Source organism: Kitasatospora sp. NPDC005751 (assembly GCF_040630835.1).
GTDB lineage: Bacteria > Actinomycetota > Actinomycetes > Streptomycetales > Streptomycetaceae > Kitasatospora.
The window spans coordinates 80,721-106,512 of the sequence record NZ_JBEXYC010000023.1; the positions used below are offsets into that span (position 1 = coordinate 80,721).

Annotated in this window: 19 protein-coding genes; 10 read left to right on the forward strand and 9 right to left on the reverse strand. The window is 76.6% G+C overall.

The annotated features are described in order from the left end of the window. Positions 1 to 108: 108 nt before the first annotated feature. A complete protein-coding gene (locus ABZ497_RS21425) occupies positions 109 to 3,222 on the reverse strand; it encodes a type 2 lanthipeptide synthetase LanM family protein (RefSeq protein WP_359807439.1) in 3,114 nt (1,037 codons plus the stop codon). 357 nt (positions 3,223 to 3,579) lie between these two features. On the opposite strand from ABZ497_RS21425, the gene ABZ497_RS21430 reads away from it, so the two are divergent. The 6 genes from ABZ497_RS21430 (at position 3,580) to ABZ497_RS21455 (ending at position 9,261) form a co-directional block, all read left to right on the forward strand. Next, positions 3,580 to 4,431: a sigma 54 modulation/S30EA ribosomal C-terminal domain-containing protein gene (locus ABZ497_RS21430; protein ID WP_359807442.1), complete on the forward strand. Its 852-nt coding sequence runs from the start codon at positions 3,580 to 3,582 to the stop codon at positions 4,429 to 4,431. A 101-nt stretch (positions 4,432 to 4,532) separates the two neighbouring features. Beyond that, positions 4,533 to 4,949 (forward strand): pyridoxamine 5'-phosphate oxidase family protein, encoded by a 417-nt coding sequence (locus ABZ497_RS21435; RefSeq protein WP_359807486.1) that lies wholly within the window; start codon positions 4,533 to 4,535, stop codon positions 4,947 to 4,949. A 271-nt stretch (positions 4,950 to 5,220) separates the two neighbouring features. Then, positions 5,221 to 7,074, forward strand: coding sequence for a cytochrome c oxidase subunit I (ctaD, locus tag ABZ497_RS21440; RefSeq protein WP_359807445.1), 1,854 nt, complete (start codon positions 5,221 to 5,223; stop codon positions 7,072 to 7,074). A 186-nt stretch (positions 7,075 to 7,260) separates the two neighbouring features. Further along, the gene (locus tag ABZ497_RS21445; RefSeq protein WP_359807448.1) at positions 7,261 to 7,794 is read left to right on the forward strand and encodes a hypothetical protein; all 534 of its coding nucleotides are present in this window, start codon (positions 7,261 to 7,263) and stop codon (positions 7,792 to 7,794) included. 197 nt (positions 7,795 to 7,991) lie between these two features. Then, entirely contained in the window at positions 7,992 to 8,717 is a 726-nt protein-coding gene (locus ABZ497_RS21450; RefSeq protein ID WP_359807450.1) for a response regulator transcription factor, read from the forward strand. Between the two features lie 82 nt (positions 8,718 to 8,799). After that, a complete protein-coding gene (locus tag ABZ497_RS21455) occupies positions 8,800 to 9,261 on the forward strand; it encodes a pyridoxamine 5'-phosphate oxidase family protein (RefSeq protein ID WP_359807453.1) in 462 nt (153 codons plus the stop codon). Between the two features lie 34 nt (positions 9,262 to 9,295). Here ABZ497_RS21455 and ABZ497_RS21460 read toward each other — a convergent pair whose 3' ends face one another. Next, positions 9,296 to 10,993, reverse strand: coding sequence for a GAF domain-containing sensor histidine kinase (locus tag ABZ497_RS21460; RefSeq protein ID WP_359807455.1), 1,698 nt, complete (start codon positions 10,991 to 10,993; stop codon positions 9,296 to 9,298). Positions 10,994 to 11,350: 357 nt separating this feature from the next. Here ABZ497_RS21460 and ABZ497_RS21465 point away from each other — a divergent pair, with 357 nt between their 5' ends. Further along, a complete protein-coding gene (locus ABZ497_RS21465) occupies positions 11,351 to 12,214 on the forward strand; it encodes a universal stress protein (RefSeq protein WP_359807457.1) in 864 nt (287 codons plus the stop codon). A 141-nt stretch (positions 12,215 to 12,355) separates the two neighbouring features. Here the strand turns inward: ABZ497_RS21465 and ABZ497_RS21470 are convergent, their stop codons facing one another. Continuing rightward, positions 12,356 to 12,862, reverse strand: a complete 507-nt coding sequence (locus ABZ497_RS21470) for a copper chaperone PCu(A)C (RefSeq protein WP_329486115.1) — start codon at positions 12,860 to 12,862, stop codon at positions 12,356 to 12,358. After that, positions 12,859 to 15,147 (reverse strand): heavy metal translocating P-type ATPase, encoded by a 2,289-nt coding sequence (locus ABZ497_RS21475; protein WP_359807460.1) that lies wholly within the window; start codon positions 15,145 to 15,147, stop codon positions 12,859 to 12,861. The genes ABZ497_RS21470 and ABZ497_RS21475 overlap by 4 nt, the downstream gene beginning before the upstream one ends. A 483-nt stretch (positions 15,148 to 15,630) precedes the next feature. Between ABZ497_RS21475 and ABZ497_RS21480 the strand changes: the two genes are divergently transcribed. Beyond that, entirely contained in the window at positions 15,631 to 16,278 is a 648-nt protein-coding gene (locus tag ABZ497_RS21480; protein WP_359807463.1) for a hypothetical protein, read from the forward strand. Between the two features lie 81 nt (positions 16,279 to 16,359). Then, a complete protein-coding gene (locus ABZ497_RS21485; RefSeq protein ID WP_359807466.1) occupies positions 16,360 to 17,238 on the forward strand; it encodes an alpha/beta hydrolase in 879 nt (292 codons plus the stop codon). On the opposite strand, the gene ABZ497_RS21490 is transcribed toward ABZ497_RS21485, so the two are convergent. From ABZ497_RS21490 to ABZ497_RS21510, 5 genes are all read right to left on the reverse strand, one after another. Then, positions 17,222 to 17,641, reverse strand: a complete 420-nt coding sequence (locus ABZ497_RS21490) for a PPOX class F420-dependent oxidoreductase (RefSeq protein WP_359807468.1) — start codon at positions 17,639 to 17,641, stop codon at positions 17,222 to 17,224. The genes ABZ497_RS21485 and ABZ497_RS21490 overlap by 17 nt on opposite strands. A gap of 44 nt (positions 17,642 to 17,685) precedes the next feature. Beyond that, positions 17,686 to 19,509, reverse strand: coding sequence for an alkyl sulfatase dimerization domain-containing protein (locus tag ABZ497_RS21495; RefSeq protein ID WP_359807469.1), 1,824 nt, complete (start codon positions 19,507 to 19,509; stop codon positions 17,686 to 17,688). A gap of 125 nt (positions 19,510 to 19,634) precedes the next feature. Beyond that, positions 19,635 to 20,894 carry a D-alanyl-D-alanine carboxypeptidase gene (locus ABZ497_RS21500; RefSeq protein WP_359807488.1) on the reverse strand — a complete coding sequence of 420 codons (1,260 nt, stop codon included), beginning with the start codon at positions 20,892 to 20,894 and terminating at the stop codon, positions 19,635 to 19,637. A gap of 230 nt (positions 20,895 to 21,124) precedes the next feature. Then, entirely contained in the window at positions 21,125 to 23,584 is a 2,460-nt protein-coding gene (locus ABZ497_RS21505; RefSeq protein ID WP_359807471.1) for a SpaA isopeptide-forming pilin-related protein, read from the reverse strand. A 134-nt stretch (positions 23,585 to 23,718) separates the two neighbouring features. Further along, positions 23,719 to 24,507 carry a TetR/AcrR family transcriptional regulator C-terminal domain-containing protein gene (locus tag ABZ497_RS21510; RefSeq protein ID WP_359807473.1) on the reverse strand — a complete coding sequence of 263 codons (789 nt, stop codon included), beginning with the start codon at positions 24,505 to 24,507 and terminating at the stop codon, positions 23,719 to 23,721. A gap of 93 nt (positions 24,508 to 24,600) precedes the next feature. Here ABZ497_RS21510 and ABZ497_RS21515 point away from each other — a divergent pair, with 93 nt between their 5' ends. After that, positions 24,601 to 25,455 carry a siderophore-interacting protein gene (locus tag ABZ497_RS21515; protein ID WP_359807476.1) on the forward strand — a complete coding sequence of 285 codons (855 nt, stop codon included), beginning with the start codon at positions 24,601 to 24,603 and terminating at the stop codon, positions 25,453 to 25,455. Positions 25,456 to 25,792 lie beyond the last annotated feature (337 nt).

Below are 25,792 nucleotides of genomic sequence, written 5' to 3' on the forward strand. Positions count from 1 at the left end.
GCGGTACTCCCGTTCGTCGGTGGAGCGCGTGCGGCCGGGTTCGGCCCGGGCGAGCGGTGCTCGCCCGCCGCGCCGCTTCGGTCGTCGTGGACGGTACACGGCGTGCGGTCAGGGGGCCGGCCTTTCGGCCGGGGGGCGGGGGCGCAGCAGCAGGGCGGGCGGCACCCGCTCGGGGAAGCCCAGCCGGAGCAGCCCGTGGCCGATCCCGGCCAGGCCGGTGAGCAGGCCCGGGTGCGGGACGGACCCGGGGGTGCCGCAGCGCGGGCCGTCCTGGTCGACGCCGGCCAGCAGCGAGGCCGCCCGGCGCACCCACGGCGTCCGCCCGGTGGCCGGGCCGCCTCGGCCGAGCAGCTCCAGTACGCCCGACTCGCCGTGGCACAGGCTCTGATCGGCCGTCGGGGCGGCCCGCGCGGTGTTGCGGACGGCGCGCTGGGCCCACTCGGCGAGCCGCCGGTCCGCGCGGGCGGACGGGCTGTCGGCCACCGCGAGGGCGATCCCGGGGCGGCCTCGGCACCAGGAGGACTCCCGGGCGCGCGCGGCCGTGGCGGCGTGCAGGGCCGCCAGGCCCGCCCGGTGGTGCGGTCCGTCGGCGGGTTCGCCGACGGTGTCCGCGTACCGCAGCAGCGCCCAGCCGGTGCCCGCCGAGCCGTGGGCGAAGCCGGCGGCGGCGGGCACCGGCAGGGCGGCGAGCCGGTCGGCGCAGTCCGTCGCGGCGGCCAGCGCCCCGGGCCGGCCGGTGGCGGTGTGCACGGCGAGCAGCGCGGCCAGGCCGCCGGCGGTGCCGCTGTGCACACCGGGGTCCGTCTCGCGGGCGGCGGCGGCCGCGGTGAGCGCGACCGCCGGGCCGGTCCACTGCCGGATCAGCGGGTCGTCCAGGGTGCGGCCGATCTCGGTGAGCGCGTAGGCGATACCGCCGAGCCCGGCGAAGCCGCCCGAGCCGACGGCGGCCGGCCGGTCGGGGTGCGCGCCGAGGGTGTCGAGCAGGCCGGGAACGGGTGCGAGGGTCCGGCGGGCCACCTCGGCGTAGCGGTCGGAGCCGGTGAGGGCGGCCAGTTGGGCGAGGAACAGCGCGGTGCCGGTGTAGCCGCCGGCCAGGTCGGCGCCGAGCGGGCGGACCCGCCAGTAGCGGTCGGCGAGCAGCTCCAGGCCGAGCCAGTTGGTGCGGGACCGCCCCTGGTAGGCGGCCGCGACCAGCTGGTCGCCCACGCCCCGGGCGGCGGCGAGGAGCTGCTCGGGCTCGGGCGCGGTGGCCCAGACGTTCTCCGGCGCCGGCCGGCCGGGCCGGTGCGCGGGGGTCGGGGCGGCGCCGGCCATCGCGGCCCGGACGATCCACTCCTGGTCCTTGCGGTCGACCTCGCCGAGGGCCGCCAGCTTGGCCTCGACGCGGGCCAGCCCGGTCTCGGCGAGTTCGCCGGGGAGCCGGCGGCCGGTGGAGGTCCACAGGTCGCGGCTGCCGGGGCGGGTGGTGAACAGCGGGACGTCGCCGGAGCGGAGGTCGGCGAGCTCGTGGTCGGCGAGTTCCGGGCGGCCGGGGTCGGCGACGGCGTCGGTGCGCAGCAGTTCCAGGACGGCGCCCCGGGCGGCGGCGTCGCGCAGCACGTCCGGGTGGGTCGACTCGTCCAGCAGCCGTGCGTACACCCGGGTGGCGCGGGGCACCACCCGGACTTCGTCCTCGGCGAAGGAGCGCAGCAGGCCGTGGGCGCCGACGAGTTGGTGGCGCCCGCCGGTGATGGCGGTGTAGCCGGCCCGGAAGCCGGTCACCAGGGCGTCGGTGTACTCGGCCGGGTCGGCGGGCGCGCCGTCCAGCCGGGGCCGGTTGCGGGCCTCGGCGAGCGGGCGGGCGCGCCGGACCAGCCGCATCTCGTCGGTGCCGGCGCCCGTCCAGTCCACGCCCTCCACCGGGGAGGTGGACCGTCGGCCGCCGCCGATGCCGGAGACGTCCACGGCGCCCTCGTCGCCGAGCAGCAACTGCGGCAGCAGGCCGACCCGGTGGACCGACTCCTCCAGGGCCCGGGCCGCCGGGTCCGGTGCCGGGCAGGCCCGGGCCGGCGGGTGGAACAGTGTCTCGACGTCCACCAGGACGGGCTGGTCCCCGGCCGCGACGAGGTTCTCGTAGTGCAGGTCGGTGCCGTCCAGGGCGTGCAGCAGCGCCAGTAGCGCGCCCTGGCGCCGGTAGAACCGCTCGACCTCGTAGCCGGTGCGGCAGGGGTGGGCCTCGGCGTACTCCGTCCACCCGTAGTCGCCCCGGTCCAGCAGCCCCAGCGCGCGCAGCCGGGGCACGCCGGGCTGCGCGTTGAACCAGCCGAGCAGGGCGTTGAAGTGCCGGTGGGCGGCGGGCGGGCGGGGGCGGTGGACGACGGCGGAGCCGTTGGCGAAGTGCAGCACGCTGACGGCGCGGCCGCGCCGGTGGCGGTCGCCGGCCTCGGAGTCGACGGCCACCAGCGCCCCGGGGTCGGTGCCGTGCAGCAGGCCGGCGACCAGCAGCGGCCGGTCGGCGGCGAAGCGGGTGAGCAGTTCGGCGTGCGCGTCGGCGGCGTCCAGGCAGGTCTGCGCGAGCAGCCGGGCCAGGACGGGGTACCCGCGGAGCAGCCCGGCGAGACCGTCGCGGCGCGCGGTCAGGGCGAGGAAGGAGCGGAACCGTTCCTGCGGGGTGGTGCCCGCGAGCCGCCCGCCGGTCCGCGCGGTGTGCAGTTCGAGGACCAGGGTGCGGGCGGCGATCCGGGCGAGGCGCCGGGCGAGGCGGGCGGTGAAGCCGGCCCGCAGGGCGGGGACGTCCAGCCGCCCGGGCCGGCCGGGGCGGTGGGCGGCGGGGTCGAGCACGGCCGGCAGCCGGACGAGGGCGCGCTCGGCGAACGGCGCCAGGACCAGGGCGAAGCCGGTCAGCCCCGGGTAGGCGGCGCGCGGCACGATCGGCCGCACGGGGGCGGCGGCGACGGCGGCCTCGGTGAACGCGGCCCAGTCGGGGCGGGCCGGCGGCCGGGGCAGACCGGGGGTCAGCGCCCGCTCCCACCAGACGGCCCGGTCCGCCCGGGTGCGCCGGACCCGGGGCGCCGTGGCGTGCAGCGGGGCCGGGGCGGGTGTGTGGAGCCGGGCCGGCGGGTCGCCGGGCATCGGAGGGTGCGGCGTCGTGGCGGCCTTGGCGGACGCCGGTGCGACCGGGCCCTGAACCGGTACGCCGCCCCCGTCGGGGTGCGCTCTGCGCACGGCGTCCACCTCTGCCACCACCGCACCTCCGATGCCGCGAGAGGGCCGCGTCGCCGTCGAAGCCGCCGCCCTCGTGCTGATCCTTGCCCTGCCCCGGCCGCCGGGGCATGGGGGACGGCCCCCCATCTTTGTGGCGCTCCGCCCGCATGATCCGGGCCGGGCGGCCCGCCCGCCGGGTGGGGTGCGCACGACCCGGGCCCCCGGGGGCCCGCGCGGGCGCGGCCCGGGCCCGGTCGGCGCGCGCGAACGGGCCCTTCGGCCCTTTCCGGCTCCGACCGCCGGCGGGATCGTGAGCGCCTGACGGGTGTGCGGGGCGTACCGGTGGGCAGACGTGACGGGACGGCGGACTTCGTGACGGGACAGGAGAGGCCTGAGGTGGGCGAGTTGGTCGCGATACAGGTGGACGAGGGGCTCGCGCGAGGGGTCGCGATCGACGCCAGGGCCCGGATCGCCGCGGTGGTGGGCGGGGCGGACGCGCTGGTCGAGGCGGTCCGGGTACGGATCCGGCCGGTCGGCACGCGGGCCGTGCTGGCGCAGGTGAACGCCGAGGTGGACGGGCGGCGGATCCGCGTCCAGGAGGCCGCCGCCGACCGGGCCACCGCCCTGGACCGGCTGGCCGACGGGCTGCGCGCCCGGATCACGGCCGTCACCACCGGCTGGACGCCGCTGCCGTGGCCGCGCCGGGCGGCCGGGGCCGGTCTGCTCTCCGCCGTTCCCGCGCAGGGCGGGCCGTCGCGCGCCGGCCGGGCGCCGGTGGCCGCCGTGGCGGCGCCGTTCGCCGCGCACCCGTGCACCGGGTTGCCGCGCGCCGGCGTCCGGTCCGCCCTGGCGGCGTCCTCGGCCGGCCCGCGCCACATCGCGCGGCGCAAGGAGGCCCATCTGGTGTGGTGCTCGCCCGACGCGGCGGCCCGGACCATGGACGCGATGGACTTCGACATCCACCTGTTCACCGACCCGGCCACCGAGACCGACGCCGTCGTCTACCGGACCGGCCCCACCGGCTACCGGCTCGCGCGCACCGGCGCCGCCGGGCCGCCCACCCGCCCGGCCGTCCCATTCACCCTCAGCCCGGTCGGCGCACCCGAACTGACGGAGGCCGGAGCCGTCGACCGGCTCTGCGCCGCCGACCTGCCGTTCCTGTTCTTCGCCCAGCCCGGGACGCGGGGCGGCCGGGTGCTCTACCGGCGCTTCGACGGCCTGCTCGGCCTGATCGCGGCCACCTCGTGAGAACCGGGGCCGTCCGCCACCGGCTGCGGACGCTGCGCCGCCTCGCGGGGCAGCCGCCCGGCGGCGGTCGGCCGCCGCACACCGGGGCCCCGCCGCGCCGGCTGGTGCCGATCGACCGGGCCGAGGCGCTGCGGCTGCTCGGCAGCGCGCCGTTCGGGCGGATCGTCTTCACGCTGCGGGCGCTGCCCGCCGTCCGCCCGGTCAACCACCTGCTGGTCGACGACACCGTGGTGATCCGGACGGACGACGCGGCGGCGCTGGGCGCGGCCACGCTCGGGGCCGACGCGGCGGGCGTGGTGGTCGCCTACGAGGCCGACGCCATCGACCCGCGGACCAGGCTCGGCTGGAGCGTGGTCGTCACCGGCTACGCCCGCCCGGTCACCGACCCGGTCCTGCTGGCCCGGTACCGGGCGCTGCTGACGCCCTGGGTGGACGCCGGGACTGACCACATCGTGGCCATCCGGCCGGAGCTGGTGACGGGCTCCCGGCTGACCCCGGCCGGGGCCGCCGGCCGGTAGCGCCGGTCCGCCGCCGGTGCGGTGTCGCGGTGGCCCCCGGGCCCCGCGGCGGCGCACCGGTGCTTCGGCATGTCCGGCTTCCGGCCCGCACCGGCGCTTCGGTGCGTCCTGGTCCGGGCCCCGGCGGGATGCCCGGGCCCGGGTCCCGGCGGGATCCGGCGAGCGCCGGACGCCCGTCGGAGGTCCCTGGCCCCGGCCCGGGGCGGAGGCCCACCGACCCGGGACCGCCGGGCCCAACGGCCCTGGGGCGCCGGGCCGTCGAGTTCTGATCATGGATCACCATCCATTCGCAGAACTTCGAAGGAGTGCGTCCTTGAGCGCCATCGAGGCACCGGGCGACAGCGCGCCGCCGTCGCCGCCGTCGGCCGCCCGGCCGGCCGGAGTACGGGCCCGCCGGCCCGGCTCGGCCCTGGTCAGGCTGCTGACGACCACCGACCACAAGACGATCGGCTCGATGTACCTGGTGTCGGCGTTCGGGTTCTTCCTGATCGGCGGCGTCCTGGCGCTGGTGATGCGGGCCGAACTCGCCCGGCCGGGGACGCAGATCCTCTCCAACGAACAGTTCAACCAGGCCTTCACCATGCACGGTTCGGTGATGCTGCTGCTGTTCGCGATGCCGCTGTTCACCGGTTTCGCCAACTGGATCATGCCGCTGCAGATCGGCGCGCCGGACGTCGCGTTCCCCCGGTTGAACATGCTGGCCTACTGGCTGTTCATGTTCGGCTCGCTGATCGCCGCCGCCGGCTTCGCGACCCCGCAGGGCGCGGCCGACTTCGGCTGGTTCCTCTACGCGCCGCTCTCGGACGCGATCCACTCGCCGGGCGTCGGCGCCGACATGTGGATCATGGGCGTCACGCTGTCCGGCTTCGGCAGCATCCTGGGCGCGGTCAACTTCATCACCACCATCATCTGCATGCGCGCCCCGGGCCTGACCATGTTCCGGATGTCCATCTTCTGCTGGAACGTTCTGCTCACCTCCGTCCTGGTGCTGATGGTCTTCCCGGTGCTGGCCGCCGCGCTGCTGGCGCTGGAGTGCGACCGCAAGTTCGGCTCGCACGTCTTCGACCCGGCCAACGGCGGTGCGATGCTCTGGCAGCACCTGTTCTGGTTCTTCGGCCACCCCGAGGTGTACATCCTGGCGCTGCCGTTCTTCGGGATCGTCTCCGAGGTCATCCCGGTCTTCTCCCGCAAGCCGATGTTCGGCTACGCGGGTCTGATCGCCGCCACCGTGGCGATCGCGGGCCTCTCGGTGACGGTCTGGGCGCACCACATGTACGTCACCGGCCAGGTGCTGCTGCCGTTCTTCTCCTTCATGACCTTCCTGATCGCGGTGCCCACCGGGGTGAAGTTCTTCAACTGGGTCGGCACCATGTGGAAGGGCTCGCTGAGCTTCGAGACGCCGATGCTCTGGACGGTCGGGTTCCTGGTCACCTTCCTGTTCGGCGGGCTGACCGGGGTGCTGCTGGCGGCGCCGCCGATCGACTTCCACGTCTCCGACTCGTACTTCGTCGTCGCCCACTTCCACTACACGCTGTTCGGCACGGTCGTCTACGCCATGATGGCCGGCTTCCACTTCTGGTGGCCGAAGATGACGGGGAAGATGCTGGACGAGCGGCTCGGGCGGATCAGCTTCTGGACCCTCACCATCGGCTTTCACAGCACCTTCCTGGTGCAGCACTGGCTGGGCGCCGAGGGCATGCCGCGGCGCTACGCCGACTACCTGGCCTCGGACGGCTTCACCCTCCTCAACACCGTGTCCACCCTCGGCTCGTTCCTGCTCGGCCTGTCGATCCTGCCGTTCCTCTACAACGTCTGGAAGACCGCCAAGTACGGCGAGCGCGTCACCACCGACGACCCGTGGGGCTACGGACGCTCGCTGGAGTGGGCCACCTCCTGCCCGCCGCCGCGGCACAACTTCGCCACCCTGCCCCGGATCCGCTCGGAGTCCCCGGCGTTCGACCTGCACCACCCCGGGATCGCGGCGCTGGACTTCGTGGAGAACAACGGCGAACCGGCCGAGCACCTGGCCGGCGTCACCCCGGCCCGGTACGACGTCCCCGCCCCGCGGGCCCGCCGGGCGGTGCGGCGCGGCGACGGGCCACCGGACCGGTCGCCGGACCGGTGACGGCCTGCTGACGGCCCGCGCCTGCTGACGGCCCGCGCCCGCCGCCGCCCGCGCCGCCCAGAACGCCGGTCCCGCCCGTTCCGCTGCCCCGGGCGGGCGGGGCCGGTCCCACCCCTTCCCTTCCACCCGCTTCGGAGCGGCCCCCGGCGACCCGGGGGAGGCCCGCCCGGTCGAGGAGCACCCGGTATGTCCCACCCCGTCCTGGCCCTCGGTACCGCCGCGCTCACCGCGGCCGGCTGCGTCTGGTACCTGCCCGCCGTCGCCGACCTCCGGGCGGGCGAGGACCGCCCCCGGTCCGTCCGCACCGCCGCTGCGGCCTGCGTGGTCTGCTGGGTGGGGCTCGCGCTCGCCGGGGGAGTGCTGCCGGTCGTCCCCGACTGGCGGCCCGCCGCCGGGTTCGCCCTGACGGGCCTGGTCGCCGGGGCGGTCCTGAGGGTCCGCGCGTACCGCCACCGGCGGGGCGAGCAGCGTGAGTCCGGGCGGCGCTGGGCGATGCTCGACGCCGGCCCCGTGCCACGCGGCCGGCGCCCGGCGGCCCGGATCCTGGCGGGCTGGCTGCTCGTCGGGCTCGCCGTCGCCGCGCTCGGTGCGCTGTCCCTGCTGCTCACCGCCGGCGGGCCGGTCGCCTCCCGGCTGGGCGGAGCGGCAGCCGGCGCGGGGGTGGTCTCGACGGCGTTCCTGCTGATCGGTCTCGCCAACGCCCGCCGCCACCGGCCCTGACCGGGCGCCGCGCCGGGCCGGCGTCGGCCGGGAGGCGCCGGGTGGGCCGTGCCGTCGGTGGGCCGTGCCGTCGGTGGGCCGCTTCGGGGCAGCCGGCCCGAATGGGGTCCTTGGGCCCTGGGCCGGCGCCCTCCGGTCGGCGATGATGCGGTGGGCCCGCGGCAGTGTGCCGGGCGCGAGGAAGGTGGAGCCGCGAGATGGCGAGCGAGACGGCCGGTACCGACACCCCGGCACCGGTCAGGGTGTTCCTGCTGGACGACCACGAGGTGGTGCGCCGCGGCGTCCACGACCTGCTGGACTGCGAACCCGACCTGGAGGTGGTCGGCGAGGCCGCCACCGCCGCGCAGGCCCTCGTCCGCGTCCCCGCCCTGCGCCCCGACGTCGCCGTCCTGGACGTCCGCCTCGGCGACGGTGACGGGGTGTCCGTCTGTCGCGAACTGCGCTCCCGGATGCCCGACCTGGCCTGCCTGATGCTCACCTCCTTCGACGACGAGGAGGCGCTCCTCGACGCCGTGATGGCGGGCGCGGTCGGCTACGTGCTGAAGCAGATCAGCGGCACCGACCTGGTCACCGCCGTCCGTACGGTCGCCTCCGGCCGGTCGATGCTCGACCCGGGCGCCGCCACCCGGCTGCTCAACCGGCTGCGCAACGACGCGGCCCCGCCGCCGCCCGCCGCCACCGGGCCGGAGCTGACGGGGCGCGAGCAGGAGGTGCTGGCGCTGATCGGCGAGGGCCTGACCAACCGGCAGATCGGCGAGCGCCTCTACCTCGCCGAGAAGACGGTGAAGAACCACGTCTCCCGGCTGCTGGCCAAGCTCGGCGTGGAGCGGCGCGTCCAGGCCGCGCTGATCGCCACCGAGCTGCGCCAGTCCGTCGCCGCCCAGCCGGCCTGCCCGCGCACCCTCGGCAGCGGGCGGGGATAGCCCCGCGCTTCGGGAAGGTGGGACCCGCGGCGGGACCATCGGCCCTCGCCCGGGCCCGGTCCGGCGGGTGACCATCGCTGGCATGAACCCCGATCCTCAAGCGCCGTCCGCGCCGCCCGTGCAGGTGGAACCGGAGGGTCGGCGGCCGCCCGGCCCGCCGGAGCTCGACCGGACCAGGGCGCTGGAGCTGCTGGCCGGGGCGGCGGTCGGCCGGGTGGTCTACACCGTCGGCGCGCTGCCCGCCGTGCTCCCGGTGCACTTCCGGCTGGACGCGGCCGGCGGCGTGCTGCTGTCCGCCCGGGCCGGCTCCGAGCTGGCCCGGGCGGTGGACGGCGCGGTGGTCGCCTTCGAGGCCGACGAGTGGGACGGCACCGACGGCACCGGCTGGTGCGTCACCGTCCTCGGCCGTGCGGAGGTGCGCCCGGCCCCGGCGACGGCCCCGGCCCCGGGCGACGCACCGGACCGGCACACGGACCGGGGGCGGGTGCTGATCCGGGTCGGTCCGGAGCTGGTGGTGGGCCGGCGGCTGACCACCGAGGGCTGAGGCCCCGCCGCCCGGCGGTATACGGACCGGCCCGTCAGACCCCCAGCGGGGCCTCCCAGACCACCCGGGTGCCGCCGCCCTCCGCCTCCCGCAGGGCGAAGCTCCCACCGGCCCGTTCCGCCCGCTCGGCCAGGTTGCGCAGGCCGCTGCGCCGCCCGCCCGCCGGTACGCCCACCCCGTCGTCCGTGACGGTGAGCGTCACCCGCCCGCCGAGCGCCCGCAGCGCGACCTCCACCCGGCTCGCCCGGGCGTGCCGGGCCGCGTTGCTGAGCGACTCGCCGAGGACGGCCAGCACGTGCTCGGCCAGCTCCTGCGGCACGTCGGTGTCCAGCAGGCCCTCCATGCTGAGCCGCGGCGCGAAGCCCAGGGTGGTCTGCGCGTCGCCGACGGCCCGGGTCGCGCGGGCCCGCAGGCTCCGGTCGGGTTCCCCGTGGGCGCGCAGTCCGAAGATCGTCGAGCGGATGATCTTGATCGTCTCGTCCAGGTCCGCGACCGCGCGGCCGACCCGGTCGGCCGCGCCCGGGCTCTCGATCAGCCGGCCCGCGCTCTGCAGCGTCATCCCGGTGGCGAAGAGCCGCTGGATGGCCAGGTCGTGCAGGTCCCGGGCGATCCGGTCACGGTCCTCCAGCAGCGTCAACTGCTCGGCGTCCCGGCGGCGTTCGGCCAGCTCCAGGGCGAGTGCCGCCTGGTCGGCGAAGCCCAGCAGTGGGCCGGTCTCCTCGGCGGTGAACGGCGGCCGCCCGCACTCCCGGGCCAGCAGCAGCACGCCCCGGCCGTACCCGGGCCCGGTGCCCAGCGGCACCGCCACCGCCGGGCCGAGGCCGTCGAAGCGCCCGGGCGGCCCGGCCGCGAACCGGGCGTCGACCGCCAGCCCCTCACTGGTCACCGGCGAGCCGGAGGCGTACGCGGCGCCGGAGAGCGTGCCGTCGACGGGGACCGTCACCCCGAGCCGGGCGCCCGGCTCACGGCCCAGCGCCACCTCCACGGTGAGCTCGCCGGCCCGCTCGCCGGGCTCGGCCAGCGCGACCGAGACGTCCGCCAGCTCCGCGCCGGCGATCTCCCGGGCCCGGCGCGCGATCAGCTCCACCACGGCGAGCCGGGGCGCGCCCGACAGCAGGCTCCGGGTGATCTCGGCGCTCGCCCGCAGCCAGCGCTGCTGGCGCTGCGCCTCCTCGTACAGCCGGGCGTTGTCGATGGCCACCCCGGCGGCCACCGCCAGGGTGGAGATGACCGCCTCGTCGTCGGCGTCGAAGTCCACGCCGCCGCGCTTGTCGGTGAGGTACAGGTTGCCGAACACCTCGCCGCGCACCCGCACCGGTACCCCGAGGAAGGTGTGCATCGGCGGGTGGTGGGCGGGGAAGCCGACCGAGGCCGGGTGCTCGGAGAGCACCGGGCAGCGCAGCGGCTCCGGGTGGCGGATCAGCTCGCCGAGGATCCCGTGGCCGGCCGGCAGCGGGCCGATCGCCGCGATCTCCTGCTCCGTCAGGCCGACCGTGAGGAACTGCGAGAGGGTGTGGCCGTCGGCGCCGATCACGCCGAGCGCCGCGTACCGGGCGTCTACCAGGTCGGCGGCGGCCGCCACGATCCGGTGCAGCGCCTGGGAGAGGTCGAGTTCGCGGCCGACCGCCAGCACCGCCTCCAGCAGGCTGTGCACCCGGTCCCGGGTGCCGCGCGCCGCGTCGATCCGCCATTGGAGCTCCTCCAGCAGCTCGTCCAGGCGCAGGTGCGGCATCCGCGCGCGGGCGCCCGCGCCGCCGCCGGGCGACCTGTCCGCCGAAGGGCCGGCGCCTGTCCGCGTACCGTCCGCGCCGCCCACCGGCGTCCTCCTCAGGGTCCCGTTCCAGCTGTGCCGTCCCCGGTCGAGCGACCGGGAGGATTGTCGGATTTCACGGTAGTGCCCGTGCACACCCGCCCGGGACGCCGGGGTCCGTCGTGTACACACCCGGCGGGACTTCCGGCCCCGGTGCCGGGGCCCGCCGGTCCCTGGCACCGGGGCCGCTCCCGGGACGAGGGTGGGGGAGTCGACGGCGGGTCAGGACGCACCGCCCCCGGCCGCAGTGGTCCGTGATCCGCAACGGAAGGAAGACCGATGACGCCACCCGTTCTGGCCGGAGTCGACGGCTCGCCCGCGAGCACCGCCGCCGCCCACTGGGCCGCCGAGGAGGCGCTGCGCCGGGGCGTCCCGCTGCGCCTGGTGCACGCCTGGCCCTGGCTGACCGACGGCCGGGCCGGGTTCGCCACCGCCGAGGCGCCGCCCGCCGCCGCCCAGCAGGTGGTGCAGGGCGCCGCCGAGGCGATCCGCCGCCGCCACCGCGGCCTGGCCGTGCACGCCGACGTGGTGCTCGACGGCGCGGAGGACGGTCTGGTCGCCGAGAGCGCCGACGCGGGCCTGCTGGTCCTCGGCTCGCGCGGACTCGGCGGCTTCGCCGGGCTGCTGCTCGGCTCGGTGAGCACGGCGACGGTCGCCCGCAGCGCGTCACCGGTGGTCGTGGTCCGGCCGCCGGCCGCGAACGGCGGGCCGCCCGAGGTGCCCGAGGTCGTCGTCGGCGTCGACACCCGGGCGGTGGACGAAGCCCTGCTGGCCTTCGCGTTCGACGCGGCGGAGCTGCGCGGCGCCCGCGTGCGGGCCGTCCACGGCTGGGAGCTGCCGGCCGCGTTCGCGACCGTGGGCGTCGTCCCGTCCCAGCCCGAACTCGCGGAACTCGAAGCACTGGAGGCGAAGGAGCTCTCGCTCGCCCTCGCCGAGTGGCGCGAGCGCCGCCCGGGCACGGAACTCGTCGAGCAGGTCGGGCTCGGCGCCGCCCGCACCCTGGTGGCGGTCTCCGGGGCGGCCGACCTCGTGGTGGTCGGCCGGCGCCACCGCCCGTACGACCTCGGCCGGCGGCTCGGCCCGGTCACCAGCGCCGTCCTCCCGTACGCGGACGCCCCCGTCGCGGTGGTGCCGCACCCGTGAGGGCCCGGCCGGGCGGCCCGCCCGCCGCCCGGCCCCGGCCCGTCGCCTGCTCTCAGCCCGCCGCCCGGCCCCGGCCCGTCGCCTGCTCTCAGCCCGCCGCCCGGCCCCGGTCCGTCGCCTGACTCAGCCCGCCGCCCGGGCTCAGCCCGCGCGCCGCCCACCGGGCGGTACGACCTCGGCCCGCACCCGCAGGTCCGGACTGTGGCGGAAGCTGAGGGTGAACTCCACCCACTGCCCCGCCCGCAGCTCCGGCGGGTCGACGATCATCAGGTCGGCGTCCTCCGGCGCCATCGCCAGCTCGCCGCGCTCCGGCACGGGCAGCACGGCGGCCGGCTCCCAGCGGCCCGCCGCGCCCTCGTGCCGATGCCGCTTCAGCGTGATCCGGCCGCCGAACTCCCAGCTCGCACCGGTGAGTTCGTCGGGTATGTCGCCCGGGTTGCGGACGGTGAAGAACGCCGCCGTGGCGCTCGCCCCGCTGGTCGCCGGCAGCAGCACCCAGCCCGGGCCCGCCTCCACCGGCCGCTGGCGCCCGGCCCCGCCGACCGCCGTCCAGCCGGCGAGCAGGGCCAGCGCCACCGCAGCCGCGGCCACCGGCGGCCCGACCACCCGCAGCCGTGCGGCCCTCCGGCCGCCGGACCGGGCGCTCACCCGGCCACCCCCGCGGCGCCCCGGCGCGGCCCGCCGCCCGGACGGCCCGCGCCGCGCCCCGGCTGCCACGTCCGCAGCCGCAGGCTGTTGCCCACCACGAGCAGCGAACTCAGCGACATCGCCACCGCCGCCAGCATCGGGTTCAGCAGTCCGACCGCCGCCAGCGGGATCAGCACCAGGTTGTAGCCGAACGCCCAGAGCAGATTGACCCGGATGGTGGCCAGCGTCCGCCGGGCCAGCCGGACGGCGTCCACCACCGCCTCGATGTCGCCCCGCACCAGGGTGAGCCCGGCCGCCCCGATCGCGGCGTCACTGCCCGAGGCGAGCGCCACCCCGAGGTCCGCCGAGGCCAGCGCGACGGCGTCGTTGACCCCGTCGCCGACCACCGCCGTGGTCCGCCCGGCGGCCCGCAACTCGGCGACCACTTCGGCCTTGCGCGCCGGAGAGGCCGAGCAGTGCACCCGCTCGATGCCCAGCTCGGCGGCCACCGCCCGGGCCGCCCCCGGGCCGTCCCCGGTCAGCAGGACGGTCTCCAACCCCAGCGCGCGCAGCCGGTGCAGCGCTCGCCAGCTGCCGGAGCGCAGGGTGTCCCCGACCGCGAGCAGGGCCACCGCACGGCCGTCCAGTTCCACCAGGACCGGTGTCCGGCCGGCCGCCCCGGCCCGGTCCCGCGCTCCGGCCAGGACGGCGGGCAGCTCCGCCGATGAGTCCTCCGGCCGAACCACCCGGACGGCCCGCCCCTCGACGCTGCCCGTGACACCGACCCCGGCGGTGGCCGCGAAGGCCGCCACCGCCGGCAGCGACCCGCAGCGCGCCCGGGCCGCCGACAGGACGGCCCGGCCCACGGGGTGCTCGGAGCGTTGCTCGACCGCGCCCGCGAGCCGCAACACCTCGTCCGCCTCCACCCCGGGCACGACGGTGAGTTCACCGAGCTCGGTGCGCCCGGTCGTGAGCGTCCCGGTCTTGTCCAGGACCACGGTGTCGATCCGGCGCAGGCTCTCCAGCACCTCCGGCCCGCGCACCAGGACGCCCAGCTCCGCGCCCCGGCCGGTCGCCGCCAGCAGTGCGGTCGGCGTGGCCAGGCCCAGCGCGCACGGACAGGCCACCACCAGGACCGCGACCGCGGCCGTCACCGCCGCCTGCGGATCGGCGCCCGCCCCCAGCCAGAAGCCGAGCACCGCGACCGCCACCGCCAGGACGCACGGCACGAACACCCCGGCCACCGCGTCCGCGAGCCGCTGCGCCCGCGCCTTGCCGGCCTGCGCGTCCGCCACCAGGGCGGTGATCCGGGCCAGTTGGGTGTCCGCACCGACGGCCGTGGCCCGGACCACCAGCGCGCCGCCGACGTTCACCGTGGCACCCGCCACGGCATCGCCGGGGCCGACCTCCACCGGCGCGCTCTCGCCGGTGAGCAGACTGAGGTCCAGCGCCGAGCCGCCCTCCACCACCACCCCGTCGGTGGCCACCCGCTCGCCCGGGCGGACCACGAACACCCCGCCGGGCAGCAGCTGTTCGATCGGGATCAGCCGCTCCTGCCCGGACCGCGGATCCCGGACGCACACCTCCTTGGCCCCCAGCTCGGCCAGCGCCCGCAGCGCCGAACCGGTGCGCCGCCGCACCCTGCCCTCCAGCAGCCGGCCCGCCAGCACGAACAGCGGCACCCCGACGGCCGCCTCCAGATAGACGTGCGCGCCGCCCCCGCCGTCGGCGGTCAGCGAGAACGGCATCCGCATGCCGAGCCCGCCCGCCCCGCCGAACACCAGCGCGTACGCGGACCAGCCGAAGGACGCCACCACGCCGAGGCTGACGAGCGTGTCCATGGTCGCCGTGCCGTGCCGCAGCCCCTGCCGGGCCCGCCGGTGGAAGCCGGCCGACCCCCACGTCACCACCGGGACGGCCAGCGCGAAGCACACCCACTGCCAGGCCGGGAACTGCAGCGCCGGCACCATCGACAGCACCACCACCGGCACCGCCGCCAGCGCGGTCACCAGCAGTCGCCACCGCTCCGCGGGCTCCTCGGCGCGGTCCACCGGCGGCTGCCCGGCCCCGGCCGGCGCGGCCGTGAACCCGGCCCGCTCGACCGCGGCGACCAAGTCCCCGACGGCCACCCCGGCCGGGTGCAGCACCCGCGCCCGCCCGGTGGCGAGATTGACGCCGGCCGTGACCCCGTCGATCCGCGCCAGCGTCCGCTCCACCCGGCCGACGCAGGCCGCGCAGGTCATCCCGCCGACCGTCAGGTCGGTGCTGACCGGCGCCCCGGCCGGCGCGTCCGCGACGGCGCTCACCGGCCCGCCCCCATGTCGTGCCCGCTCATCCCCGGCGCGCCCCCGCCCCCGCCGCTCCCGGGCGTCAGCCCCGGCGACACCGGCCCGGCCCCGCGCCCCAGCGCGAACGCCGCCACCAACACCACCACCAACAGCAGGGCGAACCCCGCCACCACACTCCACGGCCGGCCACCCGGCGTCATCTCACTCACCCCCCACCAGTCGGCCCGCCACCCCCACCGGTTCCCACCACCCCCACATCACCCCGGAACACCACGCCCGAACCATCACCCCGGCCCTCACCCCGGGACCGCGCCGGGGCCGCCGTCCATCAGCGGGGTGTCGAGCCGGAAACAGGAGCGCCGGCCGCCGCCGGCGACGGTGTCGGTGGAGGCCGGGGGTACCCGAACGGGGGAGCAGGTTTCGCGGCGGGGGCGGTCGTTGCGAAGCATGGGGACGGAGCGGTCGTCGGCCGCTGGACGCCGATCAGAAGAGGGAACTCCGGTGCGTGAACTCCATAGCTTCCCGAACCGTCCTGCCGAGGGTGCTCGCCGGGGGTGGTCCGGGCCGCGGGCCGTGGCGCTGGTGGCCGCGCTGACCGGGGCCGCGGTGCTGGCCGCGTGCAGCAGTTCGTCGACCAATCCGTCGGTCACCCGCTCGGAGGCCTCGACGCTGAGTACGGCGCCCAACCCGTCGTCGTTCTCGGGGGAGCCGCCGTCCGCGCTGGCCTCGACCGCGGAGTCGGCGCTCGCGTCGGCGTCGGCGGCCGCCGAGTCCGGCTCGGCCGCCGCCGCCTCGTTCGCGGCCTCCGCCTCGGCACAGGGCGAGCAGGCGCGGCAGAACGCGGCGGCCGCGCTGGGCACGCTGGAGAACGGCGGCAACGCGCTGGGCGACGTCGCCATCACCGGGGTGCCGCGGGCGCAGACCGGTGGGCTGCACGCCGTCGTGGTCACCATCACCAACGACGGGGTGAACACCGCCTCGTACGCGGTGCAGGTCGACTTCACCGACACCAGCGGGAAGACCGTGGACAGTTCGATCGTCGGCGCGGAGCACCTCGCCGTCGGGGCGCAGGCCTCCCCGGTCGCGTTCAGCCGCCGGCCGGCGGAGGAGACGCTGCTGCCGGTGGTGGTCAGGGCCGTCCGGTACTGAGCGGCCGGCAGGGCGCACCTCTTGCCGGGCGGGCTACTCGTCGGTAATCCTTGCTGACATCGCGTCCAGCAGAGGAGCCGCATGCCCGCCGACGTCACCTTCGCGCTGCCCGCCCCGCACGGACCGGGGGAGGTGACCGTCCGCTACCAGCGGCTCGGGTCCGGCAGCCCGCTCCTGCTGCTGCACGGCGTGGGCCACCACTGGCAGGCCTGGGAGCCCGTGCTGCCCGCGCTGGCCGAGCGGCACGAGGTGATCGCCGTCGACCTGCCGGGCTTCGGCGCCTCGCCCGCCCTGCCGCCGGGCGTGCCGTACGGGCTGGAGGCGGTGGTGCCGGTACTCGGCAGGCTCTGCGCCGAACTCGGGATCGAACGCCCGCACGTCGCCGGGAACTCCCTCGGCGGACTGCTCGCCCTCGGCCTCGGCCGGGCCGGCCTGGCCCGCTCGGTGACGGCGCTCGCCCCGGCCGGGTTCTGGACCGAGGCCGAACGCCGCTACGCCTACGCGGTGCTGGGCGGGATGCGGCTCGGAGCGCGGCTGCTGCCGCCGCCCGCCGTGGGCCGGATCGCCCGCTCCGCGGCCGGCCGCGCGCTCCTGGTCAGCTCCATCTACGCCCGCCCCGGCCGCCGGGAGCCCGCCGCCGCCGTCGCCGAGACCAGGGCGCTGCGCGAGGCGACCGGCTTCGGCCCCACCCTCGCGGCCGGCCGCGGGCTGCGGTTCACCGGGGCCGCCGGCGACGTGCCGGTCACCGTCGCCTGGGGCAGCCGGGACCGCATCCTGCTGCGCCGTCAGGGCGTGCGCGCGCTGCGGGAACTCCCGGCGGCCCGGCTGGTCCGGCTGTCGGGCTGCGGGCACGTGCCGATGAACGACGACCCGGAGCTGGTCGCCCGGGTGGTCCTGGACACCTGCGCCCGGGCGCAGGACCGGCCGGCCCTGCCGGAGCCGCTCAGTCCGTCAGCGTGATCCGGATGCCGACCGTGCCGCGCTCGCCGCGCCGCACCCGGCTGCCGAGCAGGGTGAGCACACCCAGCAGGCCGTACTTCTGCCGCAGCAGCGTCCGGTAGGCGGCGGTCCGCTCGGGGCCGAGGACCTCGGCGGTGGCCGGGTACTGCTCGCCGGTCGGTCGGCCCTTGACGTCGCACGGGCCGACCAGGACGTCGGCGCGGTTGCGGATCCGCTTGACCTTCCAGGAGTCGGCGACGGTCCAGACGCCCAGCGCGTCGCCGTCGCGGACCACCCAGACCGGGGTCGGTACCGTGCTGCCGTCCTTCTTGTAGGTGGTGACCAGCAGGTAGTTCCCGGCGGAGAGCCGGACCAGGCGTGCGAGCCGGTCCTGCGAGGCGGGGTCGGGGGTGGCGGCGCTCATGGCCGCATTCTAGGCCGCGCCGTGGGCCGGGGGAGTGGCCGTCGTCAGGGGGTGACCACCGGAAACGCCCGCTCCGGGGTGGTGACGAGGGCGAACAGCCGCGGCAGCAGCCCCGGGTCGCCCTCGTGCCGGACGGTGTCGAGGGCCTGGCCGGCCAGCAGGCCGAGCAACTGCGGCCTGGTCAGGGTGAGCGTCAGCCCGGCCGGCGACCGGGGCGCGTCCCCGGCGGGGAACGACCGGTGGGTGAGGGCGCCGTGCCGCAGTGTCACCCGGTACCGCAGCCGCTCGTCGGTCAGCACCAGGTCGATGGTCAGCGCCTCGTCCCAGGCGCGCGGCCCGTCGATCCGGATCGCGATCGAGTCGAGCAGCATGGCGGTGGTCAGGGCCGCCGTCATCCCGGGGTTGGTGGCGTCGAGCAGGACCGTCCCGGGGCCGTCCAGCAGTTCGCCCGCGGCCGCCAGGTAGAAGTTGCGCCAGGGGCCGTTCTCCGCGCCGTGCCCGAGCTGCCGGTAGACGCCGGCCAGCGCTTCCCTGGCCGCCCGGTTCGACGGGTCGGCGAACACCACGTGGTTGAGCAGGGTGGCCGCGAAGCGGAGGTCCCCCGAGTCGGCGTAGCCCCGGGCCTTGGCCAGTGCGGCGTCGCCGCCGCCGGCCACCTCGACGTACCGCTGCGCCTGGGCCACCGGCGGGTGCTCCCACAGGTGCGCCACGTTGCCGTCGAACCAGCCGAGGTAGCGCTGGTAGACGGCCTTGACGTTGTGGTTCAGCGAGCCGTAGTAGCCGCGCGCGTGCCAGCGCCGCTCCAGCGCGGGCGGCAGCCGCAGCTCCTCGGCGATCTCCGTCCCGGTGAGCCCGTCGTTGAGCCGGCGCAGGGTCTGGTCGTGCAGGTACGCGTAGAGGTCGCGCTGCTCGGAGAGGAAGGCGACCACGTTGTCGTGGCCCCAGGTCGGCCAGTGGTGCGAGGCGAACGCGACGTCGTACCGGCCGTGGAAGTACTCGATCGCCTCGTCCAGGTAGCGGGCCCAGATCCGGGCGTCGCGGACCACCGCGCCGCGCAGCGTCAGGATGTTGTGCATGGTGTGGGTGGCGTTCTCGGCCAGGCAGAGTGCCCGCAGGTCGGGGAAGAGGAAGTTCATCTCGGCCGGGGCCTCGGTGCCCGGGGTGAGCTGGAAGACGATCCGCACGCCGTCGACGGTCTCCTCCTGGCCGGTGCGGGTGACGTCCACCGTCGGCGGGACGAGCGTGATGGTGCCGGTGGAGGTGGTCATGCCGAGGCCGGCGCCGATCTGCCCGTCGGGGGCCTTCGGCAGCCGGTCGCCGTACATGAACATGGCCCGCCGGGTCATCGCGTTGCCCGCGTAGACGTTCTCGCTGACGGCGTGCTCCAGGAAGCCGGCGGGCGCGATGACCGGGACGCCCTCCTCACTGCCCGGCGGCAGGACGCCGCGGGCGCCGCCGAAGTGGTCGCCGTGCGAGTGGGTGTAGACGAGGCCGGTGACGGCCCGGTCACCGCGGTGCTCCCGGTAGAGCGCGAGGGCGGCGGCGGCCGTCTCGGCGGAGATCAAGGGGTCGATCACGATCACCCCGCGCTCGCCCTCGACCAGCGTCATGTTGGACAGGTCGAGGCCGCGCACCTGGTAGACCCGCTCGGCCACCTCGTAGAGCCCCTGCCGGGCACAGAGCCGGGCCTGGCGCCAGAGGCTCGGACGGGCGGTGTCCGGGCAGTCGGCGGCGAGGAAGCCGTACGCGTCGTTGTCCCAGACCACCCGCCCGTCGGCGGCCCGGACCACGGCGGGCACCAGCGCGCCGAGGAAACCCCGGTCGGCGTCCTCGAAGTCCGTGGTGTCGTCGAAGGGCAGGTCGGTCATCGCATGCTCCGTTCCATCGGTGGTGTGCGGGCGGCGCCCGGCCGCACGCCGGGCCGGCGGAGCACCGCCCGACGGACGACGCGGTCCGGACGGCCGCGGTCGGCGGCGCGGTGGCCGCCGGGGAGTCAGGCCCGGTGGTTGTGCAGCCGCCGACGGGCCGACCGCACCGTCGACCGCAGGGCGCGGGCCGCCCGCCGGCGGCCGCGACCGCCCACCGCCGTCGAGCCGCCCAGCGCGGTGGCACCCGTCCGGGCGAACGCGAGCGGGGCGGCGACGGCCTCGGCGGCAGCCGGGCGCAGCCGCAGCCGCCGGGCCCGGGTCCGGGTCCGGCCCGCCGCCCACAGCGCCAGCGCCCCGCCGAGCACGAGCGCCGTCCACCCGGCCGGGCCGAGCGCGTGGTGGGCCTGCTGGATCGCGTGCGGCACGACGCCCGTCGCGGGGGCCTCGGCGGGGGCGGACGCGGCGTCGGCCGGCTCGTCCACCAGGTGGCCGACCGGTTCCACCCGGCCCGCCGCGGCGAAGCCCCAGTCGAGCAGGCTCGCCGCCTCGTCGTACACCTTGGTCTGCGACTCCGGGTGCATCACCGTCACCAGCAGGGTGCGGCCGCCGCGTTCGGCGGCGCCGGTGAAGGTGGCACCGGCGCCGGTGGTGTAGCCGTTCTTCACCCCGATCAGGCCCGGGTACTTGCCGAGCAGCCGGTCGGTGTTGGCGATGTCGAAGGCGGTGCGCTGACCGGTCGTCTTGTCCACCCCGCCGGGGAAGCGCGCGGTGCGGGTGGAGCAGTAGGAGCGGAAGTCCTGGTTGCGCAGCCCGGCCCGGGCGAACAGCGTCAGGTCGTAGGCCGAGGAGACCTGCCCCTCCTGGTCGTAGCCCTCGGGCGAGACCACGTGGGTGTCACGGGCCTGGAGGGCCACCGCGCGGTCCTGCATCTGGGCCACGGTCCGGGCGAGGCCGCCGTTCATGTGGGCCAGGACGTGCACCGCGTCGTTGCCGGAGCTGAGGAAGACGCCCCGCCAGAGGTCCTCCACCCGGTAGGGCAGGTTCTCCTTGATGCCGACCAGGCTGCTGCCCACGCCCAGGTTGGCCAGCTCGGCCGGGGCGACCTTGTGCTCCAGGGAGCGGTCCAGCTTGGGCAGCACGGTGTCCGCGAAGAGCATCTTCAGGGTGCTCGCGGGCGGCAGCGGCAGATGGGCGTTGCGGGCGGCCAGGACGTCACCGGTGGTCGCGTCGGCGACCAGCCAGGACCGGCCGGTGAGTTCGACCGGCAGCGCGGGCGCCCCGGCCAGCGGGGCCACCTGGACGGCGGGGCGGCCCAGCCGCTCGCCGCCGACCACGGTGGTCGCGTCCTGCGCGACGGCCGCGGACGCCGCGGTGGCGAGCACCAGCGCGGCGGCGACGGCACCGGCCGCGGCCGGTCCTCTGACATGGTGTGACCTCTGCTGCACACCGCGAACGTACCCGCGGCGCGGCCGGGGCGCCGTGTGCGCTGCTCCGTCCGGGCCCCGGCACCCGGACGGGGCGGGCCGGCCCGGACGCGCCGGACCCGCCGGAGCAGAGGGTGCTCGGGCGGGTCCGGCGTACCGGGCGCCGCGCCCTGGGGGCGGCAGCCGTTCGGCTAGCAGTCGTCGTCGTGGTGGTGCCGCTTGTTGGTGAGGTCCACGGTGACGCAGTCATCGGCGTCCACCCGGTACGGGCCGGTCACCGGGTCGTGCGGGAGCTGGTAGCCGTCGGGCGCGGCGGTCTCCCGGAGGTAGTACTGGCCGGCCGGCAGGTGCGTGAAGGCGCAGTCGCCCTCGGCCGAGGTGGTGCAGCCCGGGCCCGTGCGGGTGTCCGGGTTCGCTCCGCCGGTCTGCAGGCCGGCGACTCCGTTGGTCTCCCGCCAGAGCTGGAACTGCGCGCCGCCCAGCGGTTCGCCGGTCTTGGCGTCCCGCTTGGTCAGGTGGATCGAGCCGTCCGGCGGTGGCGTCGGCGAGGGGCAGTCGCCGGCCGTCACCTGGACGCCGGTGGTGGCGTTCTGGGGGGTGAGGACGAGGGGGCCGAAGACGGGGTCGGTGGGGAGGTCGTAGCCGGTGGGTGCGGTGGTTTCGCGCCAGTAGTAGGTGCCGGTGTCGACGGTGCGTCGGCAGGTGCCGTCGGTGGGGGTGGTGCAGGTGGTGCCGAGTCGGGTGTCGGGGTTGGTGCCGGTGGTCTGGAGGCCGGGGGTGTTGTTGGTCTCGTGCCAGAGTTCGAAGACGGCGCCGGCGAGGGGGGCGCCGGTGGTGGCGTCGGTCTTGAGGACGCGGACTTCACCGGTGACGGGTGGTTGGGTGTGGGGTCGGTCGGCCGCGGTGACCTGGACGCCGGTGGTGGCGTTCTGGGGGGTGAGGACGAGGGGGCCGAAGACGGGGTCGGTGGGGAGGTCGTAGCCGGTGGGTGCGGTGGTTTCGCGCCAGTAGTAGGTGCCGGTGTCGACGGTGCGTCGGCAGATGCCGTCGGCGGGGGTGGTGCAGGTGGCGCCGAGTCGGGTGTCGGGGTTGGTGCCGGTGGTCTGGAGGCCGGGGGTGTTGTTGGTCTCGTGCCAGAGTTCGAAGACGGCGCCGGCGAGGGCGGTGCCGGTGGTGGCGTCGGTCTTCAGGACGCGGACCTCACCGGTGACGGGTGGTTGGGTGTGGGGTCGGTCGGCCGCGGTGACCTGGACGCCGGTGGTGGCGTTCTGGGGGGTGAGGACGAGGGGGCCGAAGACGGGGTCGGTGGGGAGGTCGTAGCCGGTGGGTGCGGTGGTTTCGCGCCAGTAGTAGGTGCCGGTGTCGACGGTGCGTCGGCAGATGCCGTCGGTGGGGGTGGTGCAGGTGGTGCCGAGTCGGGTGTCGGGGTTGGTGCCGGTGGTCTGGAGGCCGGGGGTGTTGTTGGTCTCGTGCCAGAGTTCGAAGACGGCGCCGGCGAGGGCGGTGCCGGTGGTGGCGTCGGTCTTCAGGACGCGGACCTCACCGGTGACCGGCGGGGTGGTGCAGGAGGGGAGGTCGCCGTTGAACGGGTAGGAGTGGAACTCCTGGCCGCCGCCCCCGACGGGGAGGCTGGTGTGGGTGAGCGAGCCGGTGGTGAAGAAGCGGCCGTTGATCCCCGCGAGGGTGACGGTGGTCAGCGAGGCCTGACGGCCGATCAGGAAGCTGCCCTGGAACTGGCCGGTGCCGGCCAGGGTGACGGCGGTGGCGTCGGGGAAGTTCCACAGCAGGTGGTCGCGGTAGGCGTTGAGCGGGTCGTCGGTGTCGTTGATGCCGCCGCTGTAGGTGTTCAGGGCCCGGGTGGCGCCGAGGACGTTGACGAGGATCGTGGCGCCGGAGGGGATGCCGGCGAAGACGATGCCCTGCTGGCCCCCGGTCGGCCCGGTGAGGTCGAAGTCGACGTTGAACACCTGGAGGGCCGAGCTGCCGTCCCCGGTGAACAGGGTCTGCCCGCCCTGGTTCACGGCGGTGCCGGTCGGGGTGCGCGGCGTGCCGCCGACGCGGGCGTAGCAGTCGGACGCGGTGGTGAGCTGGTCGCGCAGTCCGCTGTAGGGCCGGACGGCGTCGGGGTCGGTGACCAGGGTCCCGGTCACCGTGCCGGTGACCGTGCCCGCGTGCCGGACCACGCCGCCCTCGGCGACCAGGGTCTGGCCGGGAGCGATGGTGATGCCGCCGCCGGTGGTGAGGAAGTCGGCGCCGTCCGGCGGGGGGACCCGGGAGCCGACGCCGGCGATGCCGATGTTGTAGATGGAGCTGACGCCGGCCTCCTTGGCCTGGGCGAAGCTGTCGAGGACGACCACGCGGCCCTCGGCCTCGGCGGCGCGCCCGGCGACCTGGAACTGGTTGCCGACGAAGATGTTGATGCCGTTGTCCCGGCCGGTGAACGGGAGGTTGTTGATCGACGTCGGATAGCTGGGCGGGCAGCTGCCCGGTACGCACGGGCCGAGGCCGCCGGGCAGCGGCGCCGCCACGGCGGGGACGGCCCCGGCACCGAGGGCGAGGACCGGCACCAGGGTCGAGAGCACCGTACAGGGGAGAGCCAGGGCGCCGGCCCGTCGGCGGACGCGGGTGAGCAGTCGGTTGAAGGAAGACATAGTCGAAGCGTCCGCCAGCTCGTGCGAACAGGGTGACCGGTGGAGCGCCCGCCTACGCTGATCGGTGACCGGGCGTACCCGCTCAGACCAACCGTCACCTGGGCAGCGGACAGTGCCGGTGGGCCCGCCGGGCGCTACGACCGGGCGGCGGCCGCCTCGACTCCGTCGAGGAGGACGGCGAGCCCGGTGCGGAAGGCCTCCCGGGTCCGTTCCTCCAGGTCACCGGCGCCGTCCCCGGCCTCGGGGGCGCCGCCGCCGCTCTCCAGCGCGGTCAGCAGTGGGAAGCGCTCCGCGAAGTCCGGTGCGAGGGAGGCGAGTTGGGTGGACCGCGCGTACCACCACTCCTCGTCGGCCACCCCGGTGTCCACGGCCGCGGCACGGGCCTCGGCGGCGGTCCGGGCCATTCCGCGGACCAGCTGCCAGAAGGCGGCGACCACGCCGCGCAGCTGTCGGGGCGCCAGGCCGGCGCCGTCCAGGATCCGCAGCACCGCCTCCATCGCGCCCAGCTCGGCCGGGCCGAGGACCGGCCGGGCCTGGGAGATCTGCAGGACCCACGGGTGCCGCAGGTAGCAGGTGAAGGCCTCCTCGGCCCAGGCGGTGGCGGCGGCCCGCCAGCCCTCGGCGGGGTCGTGGCCGGTGGGCAGCTCGGCGAGCACCCGATCGTGCATCAGGTCGAGCAGCTCGGCCTTGCCCGGTACGTACGTGTACAGGGCCATCGCGGTGCGGCCGAGCCGTTGGCCGACCGCGCGCATGGACAGTGCGGCCATCCCCTCGGCGTCGGCGACCGCGATCCCGGCCGTCACGATCGCGTCCACGCTGAGGGCGGGCTTGGGGCCGCTGCGCCCGGTGCGCGGCTCCTCCGGCCCGCGCCAGAGCAGGGACATCGAGCTGTGGGCGTCACCCTGGCCCGCGAAGACGGTCACGGTAGCGAACTCCTTATGCCGTAAAGTATCCTCGTCGAGGTAATCGCTTATGGCGTAAGGTTATCAGTGGAGCCGAAACCGGAGGGTCCGACGGTGGCATTGCCCGTCACATACATCCAAGTCGTCGCGGTCGAGCGGGTCACCCCGCGGACGGCCCGCATCACCTTCGAGGCCGATGCGCTCGACGACAGCGTCGGCCGCACCCCCGACCAGCAGGTCAAACTCTGCTTCCCCAAGCCCGGCCGGACCGAGCCCGTGCTGCCCGGCGGCGGCGACGATCCGATGGGCTGGTACCAGGCCTACCTGGCCGTCCCGGAGGACGAGCGACCGTGGATGCGCAGCTTCACCGTCCGCGGCCGGCGGCCCGGCACCCGGCGGCTGGAGGTCGACTTCGTGCTGCACGGCGACGGCGGCCCGGCGAGCGCCTGGGCGGACCGCGCCCGGCCGGGCGACCGGCTCGGCATGGTCGGCCCCTCCGAGCTGTACGCCCGGCCCGTCCCGCTCGCCACCGCCGTCGCCGGGGCCGACTGGGTCCTGCTGGCCGGGGACGAGACGGCGCTGCCCGCGATCGCCACCCTGCTGGCGGCGCTGCCCGCCGGGATCCGGGCGGTGGTGTACGCCGAGGTGGCCGACGAGGCGGAGCGGCAGCCGCTGGCCACCCCGGCCGACCTGACGGTGCACTGGGTGTACCGCGACGGCGCCGCCCCCGGCGGTCCGCTGACCGACGCGGTCCGCGCCGCCGACCTGCCCGGCGGTACGCCGTTCGCCTGGCTGGCCGGGGAGGCCTCGGCGGTCCGGGCGATCCGGCGCCACCTGGTGGAGGAGCGCGGACTGGCCAAGGCGTCGGTGGAGTTCGCCGGGTACTGGCGCCACCGGCTCACCCAGGACGACGCGCCCACCGCCGAGGACTTCGCCGACGCGCGGGAGAAGCTCGCGCAGGCCGGGTGACCCCACCCCGGGCGCGGCCGCGGGAGGGGGAATCCGGGGGTTCCCGCGGCGTTCCGCTGGGCAGGGTGGATAGCGACCGGTCGGACGTCATCCGTCCGGCGGCGGTCCGGACGGCGTGAGGAACAGGGGTGGGCGACGTGACCAGGGACACCGGCGAGGCCTTCGGCGGGCGGACCGGCGGCGGGCAGGTGGGCGGCGGGCGGACCGGCGGCGGGCAGGTGGGTGGCGGGCGGACCGGCGGCGGGCAGGTGGGTGGCGGGCGGACCGGCGGCGGGCAGGTGGGGCACCAAGGCGGTCAAGCAGGAGGACGGCTCCTGGCACATCGAGGGTGTGAAGC